Annotated in this window: 11 protein-coding genes and 1 tRNA gene; 1 reads left to right on the top strand and 11 read right to left on the bottom strand. The window is 58.9% G+C overall.

The genetic code is table 11. The features are described 5' to 3' along the window. Positions 1-334: 334 nt before the first annotated feature. Positions 335-592 (bottom strand): helix-turn-helix domain-containing protein, encoded by a 258-nt coding sequence (locus NW857_RS00305; RefSeq protein WP_414334625.1) that lies wholly within the window; start codon positions 590-592, stop codon positions 335-337. A 322-nt stretch (positions 593-914) separates the two neighbouring features. Here NW857_RS00305 and NW857_RS00300 point away from each other — a divergent pair, with 322 nt between their 5' ends. Next, positions 915-2,012, top strand: coding sequence for an RpoD/SigA family RNA polymerase sigma factor (locus NW857_RS00300; protein ID WP_414367665.1), 1,098 nt, complete (start codon positions 915-917; stop codon positions 2,010-2,012). Between the two features lie 253 nt (positions 2,013-2,265). Here the strand turns inward: NW857_RS00300 and NW857_RS00295 are convergent. From NW857_RS00295 to mltG, 10 genes are all read right to left on the bottom strand, one after another. Beyond that, positions 2,266-2,338: transfer RNA gene (locus NW857_RS00295), tRNA-Phe, on the bottom strand. Between the two features lie 59 nt (positions 2,339-2,397). Then, positions 2,398-3,051 (bottom strand): Crp/Fnr family transcriptional regulator, encoded by a 654-nt coding sequence (locus tag NW857_RS00290; protein ID WP_414337388.1) that lies wholly within the window; start codon positions 3,049-3,051, stop codon positions 2,398-2,400. Positions 3,052-3,411: 360 nt separating this feature from the next. Continuing rightward, entirely contained in the window at positions 3,412-5,028 is a 1,617-nt protein-coding gene (locus NW857_RS00285; RefSeq protein WP_414334623.1) for an AAA family ATPase, read from the bottom strand. A 53-nt stretch (positions 5,029-5,081) separates the two neighbouring features. Further along, entirely contained in the window at positions 5,082-5,651 is a 570-nt protein-coding gene (locus tag NW857_RS00280; RefSeq protein WP_414334621.1) for a hypothetical protein, read from the bottom strand. Positions 5,652-5,683: 32 nt separating this feature from the next. After that, positions 5,684-6,685 (bottom strand): zinc-dependent alcohol dehydrogenase family protein, encoded by a 1,002-nt coding sequence (locus NW857_RS00275; RefSeq protein WP_414367663.1) that lies wholly within the window; start codon positions 6,683-6,685, stop codon positions 5,684-5,686. A gap of 74 nt (positions 6,686-6,759) precedes the next feature. Then, the gene (locus tag NW857_RS00270; RefSeq protein WP_414334618.1) at positions 6,760-7,692 is read right to left on the bottom strand and encodes an alpha/beta fold hydrolase; all 933 of its coding nucleotides are present in this window, start codon (positions 7,690-7,692) and stop codon (positions 6,760-6,762) included. A gap of 172 nt (positions 7,693-7,864) precedes the next feature. Beyond that, a complete protein-coding gene (locus NW857_RS00265; RefSeq protein ID WP_414367661.1) occupies positions 7,865-8,815 on the bottom strand; it encodes a LysR substrate-binding domain-containing protein in 951 nt (316 codons plus the stop codon). A gap of 279 nt (positions 8,816-9,094) precedes the next feature. Beyond that, positions 9,095-9,742, bottom strand: a complete 648-nt coding sequence (locus NW857_RS00260; protein ID WP_414334614.1) for a thermonuclease family protein — start codon at positions 9,740-9,742, stop codon at positions 9,095-9,097. Positions 9,743-10,049: 307 nt separating this feature from the next. Continuing rightward, positions 10,050-10,538, bottom strand: coding sequence for a YqeG family HAD IIIA-type phosphatase (locus tag NW857_RS00255; RefSeq protein ID WP_414334017.1), 489 nt, complete (start codon positions 10,536-10,538; stop codon positions 10,050-10,052). 6 nt (positions 10,539-10,544) lie between these two features. Continuing rightward, positions 10,545-11,705, bottom strand: a complete 1,161-nt coding sequence (gene mltG / locus NW857_RS00250; RefSeq protein WP_414334016.1) for an endolytic transglycosylase MltG — start codon at positions 11,703-11,705, stop codon at positions 10,545-10,547. Between the last annotated feature and the right edge of the window lie 151 nt (positions 11,706-11,856).

Here is an 11,856-nt window from a genome sequence, read left to right as displayed (position 1 = left end):
CCTGCTTTTCCTGCTTAAGCACCTCATGGGGAGCAGACATGCGGTTGTAGTTAGGGATCCGCTGCCTGCCGGTGGTCTTGCCCGAGGCAGGCACACGATGGGCTCCGCTTTGCCGGTTGTTGGCCGGATCAGAAGAGTTGAAAAAGAAGGAGAGCATCCGTCAACCTCACACAAGCAGGTGAAATGGGGCCGTCTCAACAGCAAGTTAACAATATCAAGTTTAGATGAAGAAGTGAAGGCGTCGGTGATCTGGATCCCGTTGGGGCCCTGTATCTTTACTGTCTTGCTCCCCTGGGATGGTTGAGGGAAATCGGATGTAGCTTCCCCCCGACTGCTACAGATGGGATTCATCTCCGCTTAGCAGCCAAGTGACCGACACTCCCAACGCCTTGGCAAAAGCCACCAGTTCCTTGTCGATGACGCGCCGTTTTCCCTTTTCCACCTGGCCGATCTTGACGTAGTCCAACTGCACACCGTACTTGGCCAAGCGGCCCGCCAGTTGATCTTGGGTAAGTTGCAGCTTCTCCCGTACCCAGCGCACCCGCTCCCCAATCAAGTTGGCCGATGGATGGTGCCGGTCGTTCAACTCCATAGGAGCAGCAAGTTGTAAATATTCTTTATCCAGACTGAAGAGGTTCGCAGCTCGCCAATCGCCCCATGGTAGCCTGAGCTGGCAAGGTTCCCTTTTCTTTGGGATCCCAGCCGTGGAGCTGGCCAGCCCACGAACAATCTTACCTCAAGGCCTAGATCGAAAATCGCTTACTGCCTTTTGGCGGGCAATCCCTTACCCACAGAGGCTTGGCGGACGGGATCCCTGTTGTTCGAGCATTGAACCGGAAAAATCTCGGGACAAAAAAGGGTGGCATGATCGATTTTCGCTCGCACCGGAAGAAAAAACCTTTCTAGACTGGGAGGTGACGTTCTCTCCTCACTTGGCCGTGGTTTTTTCTCGTCCTCATCCTGAAGACTCTGCCTCTTTGCCTCAGGAGCTCGACGAGCTCTGGTTTGACCCTGAGTCTGCCCTTCAAGAAGTCGACCCAGAGCCGGTTGCTGGCGGCTCGCGGTTGAATGAAGATGCCGTCGATCACTACTTAAATACAATCGGTCGCGTGCCCCGCATCGACCACGCCGAAGAAATCGAGCTGTCGCGCAAGATCCAGCAAAAGCTCCTCATCGATCAAGCCCGGCAGGAGTGGCGGCAACAACGGGGCAGGGATCCCAGCGACGAGGATCTGGCTGAGGCCCTGCAGATTTCCGTATCCACCTTACGATCCCGCATCCGACAAGGGGAACAGGCCCAGCGCAAGCTGATCAACGCTAATCTGCGTCTGGTGGTCAGCGTGGCCAAGAAATACCTCAATCGGGGGGTGCCCTTTTTGGATCTGATCCAAGAGGGCAATATCGGGTTGATTCGGGCCACCGAAAAATTCAATGCGGAACGGGGTTTTCGCTTCAGTACCTACGCCCATTGGTGGATTCGCCAGGGGATCACCCGCTGCATTGCCAACCAAGCGCGGACGATTCGCCTGCCGGTGCACATGGTCGATAAAGTACGCCTGCTCAAACGCACCAACCGCGAGCTGATGAAGCTACAGGGGCGGCGGCCCACCGAGGCGGAGCTGGCAGAGGCACTGGGCATTAAAGTCAAGAAACTGCGCATGATCCAGCAGGCTGCTGCTTTGCCCCTGTCACTGGATGTGCCGGTTGGCCAGGAAGGAGAAAGCTGCCTTGGCGATTTGCTGCAGGATGAGCGGCAAGAGCAGCCTTTCCAAGGGATCCTTGTGCAATCGATGCAGCAGGATGTGCGTTCTGCCATGCAAACCCTGAAGCCGATTGAGAGGCAAGTGCTGGAGTTGCGCTACGGGTTAGACGGGCAACAGGCGAGAACCCTGCGGGAGGTGGGGGAGCACTTTAACCTGACGCGGGAACGGATTCGTCAGATCGAGCGGGATGCCCTGCGCAAATTGCGGGTGGGATATCCTTCACGAGCTCTGGCCCAGTACATTCGCTAGCTGTCACGGCTTCGCAGACGGGTTTCCCGACCAGCTTTCTTTTTGCTCTTGGGTTGAACGCCGCAGCCCAGCGATGAAGCGGATCGTTACGTCGTTGTTGCTACGCAGCGTTGTCGCGAATGCGCCAGCGCGCGGAGCTCTATACCTAACTCCCCTCTCCCTCTGGGAGAGGGGCCAGGGGTGAGGGCCTCTGGGAGAGGGGCCAGGGGTGAGGGCCTCTGGGAGAGGGGCTGGGGGTGAGGGTAGCGTCAGATGCCAGGAACCAGACTTGAACTGGTGACACGAGGATTTTCAGTCCTCTGCTCTACCAACTGAGCTATCCCGGCTCTGGGCTTATTATCTTACAACCCTGCGAAGGCTTTCGGCAACTGGTAATACCCCCCATTCAGCCAATCAGTTTCTCCAAAGCCTCCATCTGGGGAATGCAGAGAACCTCTCGGGTGCGATCCCGGCGGATCAGCTCCTCCTGCTCCAGCTTAGACAGGACACGGGTGACCGTTTCCCGAGCCAAGCCACTCAAGCTGCTCAGCTCCCGATGGGGCAGGTTGGGAATCTCTACGCCACCCCGGCTGACCCGGCCACGAGATTCGGCCAAGAACAGCAAGATATCGGCAACACGGGCCGTACTACTGGCCTCGCGTAACTGCAGACGACGGTTGATCTGCCGCAAACGACGCGACATGAGTTGAGCAAGGCGGATGCCGGCCTGGGCATCCGAGGCCAAAAAAGCCCGAAAGTGCTGGGCCGACAGACAACTGACTTTGGTGGCTGTTAGGGCTATGACATCGGTGGAACGGGGCGCTTCGTCCAAGGCAGCCATCTCCCCGAAGACTTCTCCTGGGCCGAGAATGGTGAGGGTGATCTCCCGGCCTTCGAGATCATGGGTGCGAATCTTGACCCACCCTTCCAGGATAAAGTAAACGGCGTTGCCCCAGTCATTTTGTAGCAAGATGGCCTGATTGGCCGGGTGGGAGCGCAACGACATTTGCCCGGCCAGAACCTCTAGCTTCTCAGGAGGGAAGCCCTCGAACAGGAGCATCAGGCGCAGGTCATCTGAAGTTACATCGCTCACCGCTGGATCCTCCTGCAGGCGGTCAATTCTGGTCGAGTTGGGTGAGAAAAGGGTGGGGGCCTTTAAAGACACGTTGACACACTTCCCAACCTCCTGCTGGCTTTGTGTAAGGCGAAATGTTCGGGTAAGCGCACCCCTGTTCCCTGCTCAACAAGAGCTGCTGCCCTCCTCTACAGCCATTGCAAATAGCGATGCAGCGGATGGTTGTGTCGATCCCCAACTCCCTTCTCCCTCTGGGAGAGGGGCCGGGGCGCGGCGGGTTCGGGAAGTGTCTTTCGGGTTGGAAATAACCTCAACCCGCAAACGGTGAAATCCACCTTGCTCATGTCAATTTTCCTGACTGGGTGCAGTTTGAGTCGAGACCCAAAGCTGCTGAAGTTGAGAGGGCCAATCTTGACTGGTATCCAGAACCCTCAAAAAAGGCCGTTCCAACTCGGAAAACTCCTCCCAGTGGGCTTGTTGCTCGGTAAGCATCTCGGCCGTGGCATCGGCAATGTCGGCAGGGCGCTGCTCAACTCCATCGATGCAGCCGGTTTGAGGAGCTTGGCTGCGGCGTTGCAGGCGCTCTCGCAAAACAGGCTCAGGGGCGTAACAGTGGAGAATGTGCAGCGGGATCCCCCGTTGTTGGGCCTGCGCAATGGCCATTCCCCGCAGCGCCTGCCGGTCGAACTTGGCATCCAGAATCACGGTGTAGCCCTCCTGGGCCAGCTCCACGCCCAACTGCACCAGGCGGCGGTAGGTTTTATCGGTCATCTCCGGGGTATAGACCGCCGGCCCCCCCCGTTGCCATAAGGGGATCCCGGCCAAATGCTTGCGCACGGCATCGGAGCGAATGTGAATGGCTCCCTGCTGACGGGCTAGGTGACGGGCCACCGTACTTTTGCCGGATCCCGACAATCCCGACATTAAGAACAACTGCCCCTGCTTGGGGAGAGTGTATTCCCAGGCCAGGCGATAGTACCGAGCAGCAGTGCGGAAGGCCGTTGCCTTGGTTTCCTCTGTTGCCGTGGGATCCTCCAGCAAAAAAGAGGTAACCTTGGCCCGCACATAAGCTTGGCGATTGAGGTAGATGGGCAGGATTTTCAGCCCTTCCCAATCTCCGGTTTCTTCCAAGTAAGTGTTCAAATAGACGTTGCCCAGATCCGGACGATAGCGGGCATCCAGATCCATCACTGCATAGGATACGTCGTACATGACATCCACAAAGCGAAAGGCTTCGTTGAACTCGATGCAATCAAAAAGTAGGATCTTCCCTTCCCAAAAACAGATGTTGCGCAGGTGCAAATCTCCGTGGCATTCGCGAATGCGGTCTTGTTCTATTCTTTGTTGGAAAAGCTCCTGCCGCTCGGCAAAAAAGCGATCGGTGTAGGCTCGGGTTTCTCGATATTGCCGAGCTGTTTGGGGGCCGCCGATGTAGCGCTGGGTTTGGGCGTAATTCTCGTCAAAGGCCTCGCGCACCCGTTCTGGCCGGCCAAAGCTGCGAATGTAATCGTTGGTCTCGGCCTGGGCATGAAACATCGCCACCACCCGCCCCAGCTCTTCCATCAAGGCCGGCGTCAGCTCTCCTCGCTCAAAGAGGTTGCTGAACAGTTGCTCTTGGGGAAATTGCCGCATTTGCAGGGCGTATTCTACAAGCTCGCCGCTGCCGCTGAACTGAAAGCGGCCATTGGTTTGAAAAATAGGCAACACCTGCAGATAAAGGCCGGGAGCGCCGCGTTGGTTCATGCGCAGCTCCTCTTGGCAAAAGTGGCGCCGCTGCTCTAGGGTGGTGAAATTCAAAAAGCCGAAATCCAGAGGCTTTTTCACCTTATAGGCATAGTCCCCCGTCAGCAGAATATAGGAAATGTGGGTTTGAATAAGCTGAATGGGATCCTGCGCCGGATGAGGGTAGAAGGCGGGATCCAGCATCGCTTGGATCAAAGGGGGCAGGTGGGCATCGGCCATGAAAAACGATAGAGATGGAAAGGTTGGGGTTAGGGATCCCGATCTTCCGCCACCTATTCCCTGAAGGGCAAGGCAGCCTCCTGAGGGGAGAGGCGGATCAGGCTGATCCCTTGCTTAATTAGGGTATCTTGAGCTGCACCGGAAAGGGCGTAGGGCCAGACCAGATACTTGGTGTTGATGTAGTCTTGTCCGCGCTTGGCCAGGTTCACCTGTTCCGAGAGCATGCGCACCTCTGGCCCGCGGCTGATGGTGGCTTCGGCCCGGCGAATGCGCTGCATCAATTGGCTGAACAGCTCCTGGGGCTGCTGCACAAACACCACAATGGCCAAGTCACAGGGGTTGTAATAGTTGCCGATGCCACAGAGGAGCAGGGCTTCACTGCAGAGAACGAGGCTTTCCTGGTCTCCCAAGGCCACCACCGGATACAGAAAGGTGCGCACATCCTCCAGTTGCCAGTGGTTAAAAGAGTGGCTATCCACCTCTCCCCGCACCCAAGAGGAGATGGCAGGAAAAACCGCTTCACTCAACAGCCGATAGGCCGTCTGGGGCCGTCCCAGCCAGCAGAGGGCATTTTCGTAGAAGCTCTCGTTCTCCAACAGGTGGGGGGTGAGAGGAGCGACCATGGGCAGATCCTCGACCAACTTTTCCAGCATGCCTACTCGGGGATGGTTAAGGCAATTTTGCCCAGAACGGATCCCTGCTCCAGCAGCCGGTGGGCGGCAGCCGCTTCGGCCAGAGGAAAGGTATGGCTGAGCTGGATCCGCAGTTGGCCCTGGTCGATGAGGCGGGCACACTGCCTGAGAATTTCCGCCTGGTTTTGCTGGGCGTTGGTGAGGTTTTTCAGCATCGGGGTGAGCATCAGCTCGAACCCCACCCGCAAGTTGCGGTCGCGGGCCACCCGCCAATCGGTCTCCGGGGCCGGCGCCAGCAGGGTGACGATATCCCCGTACACGCGCACCGCGGGGAAGGTCTGCTCCAAGATCGCGCCGCCCAAAGTATCCAGGGCCAGATCCACCCCTTCCCCCCCTGTCCAGTCCCAAACGGCCCGCACAAAGTCGGTCTGCCGGTAGAAGATGGGCAAGTCGGCCCCCAAAGAACGGACAAACACCGCCTTTTCTGGGGTGCTCACGGTGGTGGCCACTTTGGATCCCCGTAGGCGGGCCAGTTGGATGGCCACATGGCCAACTCCACCCGCTCCCCCGTGGATAAGCACACGTTGGCTGGCCTGCAGCCGTCCCCGGTCGTAAAGGGCTTCCCAGGCGGTGATCAGCACCAGCGGAGCAGCCGCAGCTTCGGCAAAGCTCAGTGTTCTGGGCTTGGGAGCCACAAAGCGCTCGTCCACCACGATCAGCTCGGCATAGTTGCCCGCCTGCCTGCCCAGACCGCCGTGGCAGAAGTAAACCTCATCTCCCACCGTAAAGTGCCTGACGCCGGATCCCACGGCTTCCACAACGCCGGCACCGTCACACCCCAAGATGGCTGGCATCTCTTCGGGGTAGAAGGTGCCTCGCCGCCGCAGCTTGGTGTCGATGGGGTTGACGCCGGCTGCCTTGAGGCGGATGCGCAGCTCCCGCTCACCGCGAATCTGAGGTTCAGGGACTTCTCGGAGTTGCAGAACCTCTGGTCCACCGGGCACACTCATGACCACAGCTTTCATGCGCTCAAGTTGTTCGGTTCTGGTTGGATTGGCCCGTTCAATGGATGCAAGATAAGACTTGGCATTATCGACCATCACCGGGGAACTCCCATAGCATTCGGGTAACATTTGGAAAAAGCTGCATCGAGAAATTCCCCGATGAGGGGCAGCACTTGTTCCCCATGCAAGGCAGGGATAGCATGGCTGGCGCCGGGCAGGATCTTGAGCTGCGCTCCGGGGATCCCTGCGGCGTAGGTTTGGCAGTGCCAGAGGGGGATGGTGTCGTCCTGTTCGGCGGCAACCACCAGGGTGGGGGCCTGAATGTGTTTGAGGTAACGCTCAACCGTATCGACGGCAGCTTGCGGGCGCAGACGTTGTCGGAGAAATTGCCGGGCCACCGGTTGTTGGCGCAGGGATCCGCGCAACCACAAGAGTTGAGCCAGTTTGTCTTCCCAATGCCACCATCGGGCCAGGGGGGTGATCGCCCGCAACAGCCAATCGACCCAAACGCTTTCCCAGAGCAAGGGCCGCAAATGGCGGTAGCGTTTGACAAAGCTGTCGTCGCGGATCCCGGCAGGGGCCAACAAGACCAACCCCCGCAGTGGATACCGCACGGCATAGGCCGCTGCCACCCAGCCGCCAAAAGAATGGCCCACCAGAACCGGAGCCGATAGGCCCAGCGCCTGGACAAATCCGCGCACAAACTCCACTTCTGCACCGATGTCGTAGCGCAAGGCCGGCTGGCTGGACTGCCCGAACCCCAGCAAATCGAGGGCGATGCAGCGGTACTCGCCTCCCAACCCCTGCATCAGCGGCCACCAATTGGCGTGGGTGGCCATAAAACCGTGCAAAAACAGCAGGGGGATCCCGTCTCCCCACTCTCGATAGGCGGCCCAGCAGGACTCTGCCCCTGGGATGTTCAATCCTTCCAATTTCACCCTCTGCAGCGGGATCGCTTGAACGCGCGCTCGTAACTCCGCCAGGCGCTGCGCCAAAGGCAGCCGTTCCAACAGCTCTTGCTCGATCATCGGCCCATCGTCAGCAGATACAGCCTTTTCCCGTGCTACGCCAAGGTCACCCCGCCGCGAACGGGTGAGGGGACAGAGCCCTTGATGGATCCCAGGCAGCACTTCTTCTGAGGATCTTGTAGAGATCCTAACTGATCCCAAAAACTCCCACGGGGTCGGGAAAAGCTGCGACTCAACCGAGCAACTGCAAATGGGGAGGGGGGATTTTCAGCCAGTCCTGGCGGGTCAGTAGCCCTTGGAGAAAGCGGGTGGCCGCCTGCGATTGATAGCGCTCCGGGTTAAAAGCCAGCCAGAGGGTACGCCGTATCTGCAGCCCTTCCACCGCCAGCTTTTGGAACCGACCTTGCTCCACATCGGCTCCCACCGCCACCGTCGACAAAAAAGCCACCCCCAAACCCGCCTGGACGGCATTTTTGATGGCTTCAATCGAGCTGAGCTCCAGCCGCACATTCAGTTGAGCCGGGTTGATGCCGTGGCGATTCAACACCCGGTCGATGGTCTGCCGCGTGGAAGACTGGGGATCCAGAGTGATAAAAGGCAAAGTCAACAGATCCGCTAGAGCAGGAGAGTCAACGGCACAGCCGGGGGCGCCGACCAGCACGTATTCATCTTCCGCCAGAGCCATCACCTTCAAGTGCCGCTGTAAGTCAAACGGGATCTCCCCACCGACAATGGCCACGTCCAATTGACCATCCACCAACTTCTGGGCGATTCGCCGCGTGGATTGCACCAAGAGCTGCACGGCAATCTGGGGATAGCGGCGGTGATATTGCGCAATCAAAGAAGGCATGACATAGGTGCCCACCGTTTGGCTGGCCCCCAAAACCAGGTGCCCCCGCCCCATTGCTTGCAAATCTGCCAGAGCCTCAAGGGTTTCATGGCACAGCTTGAGGATGCGCTCGCTGTACTGCAGCAATACTTTGCCGGCATCCGTCAACTCCACCTTGCGCCCACTGCGGTCGAACAACACCACCCCCAACTGCCGCTCTAGGTTCTGCACCTGCAAGCTGACAGCGGGTTGGGAGACAAACAGGCTATCGGCAGCACGGCGAAAACTACCCTGCTGGGCAATTGCCCGCACAATGAGAAGTTGATCTAGGGTAAACGGCAACTCATCCGGCATAAGGAACTCCAAACTGCCCGGCGGGATCTCTTTCAGTTCCCTGAGGAGCTGGGCAGCCCAGGATTGGAAACCCACATGAGATCATCATAAACAAGCGAGAAATCTAAAGAGAACAGCTCAGCCCCTCCCCGGCAGCTCGGCTGCGGGGGTTGACCAGCCAAGGATAGAGAGGGAGGCCTGGAACTTACAGGCTGTTTTAGCGAAAAGCGACCTAAAGTTCCCAGTTAAGAGCTACGCCAGGACTTCATCCCGCCAACGCGACTGGCCGTGGGGAGCAGGTCAGCGAGGGCCATAGGACGTCCAATAGCCGCGCCCCTGTTGCCTTGCCGCAGTGGCTGCTTCTCTGAGGATAGGGCCATACTTGAGGCCATCGGTTCGCCCAGACAACAGGCCATGGCCCAAAAACAGCATTTCCTGGTTGATGAGGGTATTGGCCTGCCAAACGTAGGCAGGTAACGTGGGAGCGGGAGCCAGGGCAGGATCCAACTCCAGAAACACCTCCCGTCCCAGCAAAGCCGTCTGCAAATATTGGCCGGCATTGTAAACCGCCAAAGGGGTTTGTCCGCGCAGCTCCGTCCACGTAGGATTGATCTCCGCCGGCAGGGGATCGATCCCGATCAGTTGCACCAGCCGCAAATCCAAATCCCCTTCAAGCTGGACAACCAGGGTGTTGTTGTCGACCACCCGAACTATGGCTGCACGCTTTAGATCGCGCAGCTCCGGACGCGCCACCCGTGTCAGGGCCCAAGCGGGCCATGCCGAGCACAGCAAGGGCAAAGCCAGAACGCTGCCCAGTTTGATAAGGCTCCGTCCATTGGCTACAAGCAGGGATCTGGGGCGAGGAGAACTCGGAGCAGAACGCAGAGATTTTTTCAGCACGGACTTTAGCCGTTGCAGGACAGACTTGACGATAGGGATGGTTCGCATGTTGAACTTTGGCTAGATCTCACGCCGCCCTCGCACCGCCGCCCACTGGGCCTCAATGCGGGATCCGGCCTGCCGTCACTCTACAAAAAACTTGGGCAGATGGGTCGGTTCTGCGGGCTATCTCTCGATTTCAACTGGCGGATGCGCTACCCCGTGACAATCTATAGAGTCATTGCAAATAACAAGGAAACAGCTCGTTATTTCCCAGCTCCCCTCTCCCTGAGGGAGAGGGGCCGGGGGTGAGGGCTGTCCCTGAGGGAGAGGTCGCGCTAGCGGCGCGGAGCGCCTGGGCTGTCCAAAGAATCTCTCAAAAGCGGGGATCCAAGAGGGTAGTAGGGTTCTTCTCGACTTCTGCGGATAGGAGGGAGTTGACCAGCACGGTCACCAAGCCCAGCCGATTGCCCGCCAAAATATCGGTCAATAGGCGATCTCCCACCATGGCCACTGCCTCCACCGGCAAGCCCATCTGAGCTACGGCCCGCCGCAAGGCCCGCCGTGAAGGCTTCCCAGCGCGGTGAATGTAAGGTAGATCCAGGCTTTCTCCAATTTGTTGGATGCGGTTGCGATTGATGTTGTTGCTCACCAGCCAAATTTGAAAGTGCGGACGCAACTGCTCCAGCCAAGCGGCCACAGCAGGAGCCACCTCAGCCTGTCGGATCGGCACCAGCGTATCGTCCACATCGAAGATGACGCCTTTTACCTGCCAGGCCCACAGGTCTTCGGCCCGCAACTTCAAGACAGTGCCGGGCACCACCACATCCGGTTGCAGGAGCTTGAACCAAGGCTTACGTACCATTCTCGGCTAAGGACTTGTTTGAGAACTGGGCCGAGATCCCTGGGCAGCTTGCTGGCGCTCTTGAAGAATCTGCAATTGGGCTGCCTCGTGCTCGGCTAAAGTTTTGCTGAAAACATGGGTGCCATCGTAGCGGGCTACAAAGTAGAGGTAATCGGTCTTTTCAGGCTCCAAAACGGCTTTGAGGCTGGCCAAGCCTGGGCTGGCGATGGGGCCAGGGGGCAAGCCGGGGTTGAGGTAGGTGTTGTAGGGAGAGGGAGTACGCACCTCGGCAAGGGTGAGGCGGCGATCCGGAGTTTGCCGGATATTCAAGGCATATTCCACCGTCGGATCGGCTCCCAGGGGCATTCCCTGCTTGAGCCGGTTCAAGAAGACACCCGCGATCAAAGCGCGCTCTTCCGGCACCACAGCTTCCCGCTCCACAATACTGGCCAGGGTGACCCACTCATGCAGAGACAGGGAAGTGGCATGCTGCCGGAACAGGGGCAGAGCCACCGCAACAAATCGCTGGAGCATGGCATCGATCACCGCCTGGGCCTTTTGCCGGTTCGGCAGGGATCCCTCCACCTGTTCGACGGGAAAAAGATAGGTATCCGGGAACAGGTAGCCTTCCAAAGAGCTCAAGCTGGGGGGCAGCCAATCAAGGGGAGGGATCACGCGGGCTGTGGCAATGAAAACTTCGGCTGGCATCCAGTTGCGCTCGGCCAAAGCTGCCGCCATCTGCTCGATGCGCCAACCCTCCGGGATGGTCAGCCGTCTCTGCAAGATCCTTCCCTGCCGCAGTTGTTGCGCTACGGTCAGCATGTCTTGGTTGGGATCCAGAGCGTAGGTGCCCGCCTGGAAGACCCAGTCGCGCCCGAAGGTGCGGCTCCACAGCTCCCAGGCCAGAGCCGAGCGGATCACCCCTGCTTGGCGCAGTTGTTGCCCGATCCGACGGCTGCTGCTGCCCGGCTGGATCCTCACCTGGATCGGCTCTGAACCTCCTACAGGCTGGATCCAAGTCTGCCACCGCCAGTAGCCGAAGCCGACGGCCAAAGCCAGCAGGAGAGCCAAGCCCTGCAGCAAGCGCCGACCCCAGCGCCCACGGAAGCGGCGGGGAGCGCTTTGGACAGCAGAGGGTCTGGGCGAGACGGGATCCCCTGGGGCCGAATGCCGGATCTGCTCTGTCATCGCCTTCTCCTCCCAATGGCCTGAGCACACCTTTGGGCCAGGTTACTCCTCAACTCCAACTCATGCCAGGGCATCGCTGGGCACTCAGGGCCGACCTCAGTTTGACATACTCCCTCGCCTAGAGGCAAAGGATTCTCCTCGCGTCAGGATT

The sequence above is a fragment of the Synechococcus sp. H55.9 genome (genome assembly GCF_047462355.1).
Lineage (GTDB): Bacteria > Cyanobacteriota > Cyanobacteriia > Thermostichales > Thermostichaceae > Thermostichus.
This window is presented reverse-complemented; position numbering and strand designations above follow the sequence as displayed.

Bases quoted from the DNA above. Each gene is read 5' to 3' on its own strand.
- NW857_RS00305 (WP_414334625.1), bottom strand. From the start codon at position 592: ATGGAGTTGAACGACCGGCACCATCCATCGGCCAACTTGATTGGGGAG.
- NW857_RS00260 (WP_414334614.1), bottom strand. From the start codon at position 9,742: ATGCGAACCATCCCTATCGTCAAGTCTGTCCTGCAACGGCTAAAGTCC.
- mltG (WP_414334016.1), bottom strand. From the start codon at position 11,705: ATGACAGAGCAGATCCGGCATTCGGCCCCAGGGGATCCCGTCTCGCCC.
- NW857_RS00290 (WP_414337388.1), bottom strand. From the start codon at position 3,051: ATGCTCCTGTTCGAGGGCTTCCCTCCTGAGAAGCTAGAGGTTCTGGCC.
- NW857_RS00270 (WP_414334618.1), bottom strand. From the start codon at position 7,692: ATGATCGAGCAAGAGCTGTTGGAACGGCTGCCTTTGGCGCAGCGCCTG.
- NW857_RS00265 (WP_414367661.1), bottom strand. From the start codon at position 8,815: ATGCCGGATGAGTTGCCGTTTACCCTAGATCAACTTCTCATTGTGCGG.
- NW857_RS00280 (WP_414334621.1), bottom strand. From the start codon at position 5,651: ATGGTCGCTCCTCTCACCCCCCACCTGTTGGAGAACGAGAGCTTCTAC.
- NW857_RS00285 (WP_414334623.1), bottom strand. From the start codon at position 5,028: ATGGCCGATGCCCACCTGCCCCCTTTGATCCAAGCGATGCTGGATCCC.
- NW857_RS00255 (WP_414334017.1), bottom strand. From the start codon at position 10,538: ATGGTACGTAAGCCTTGGTTCAAGCTCCTGCAACCGGATGTGGTGGTG.
- NW857_RS00275 (WP_414367663.1), bottom strand. From the start codon at position 6,685: ATGAAAGCTGTGGTCATGAGTGTGCCCGGTGGACCAGAGGTTCTGCAA.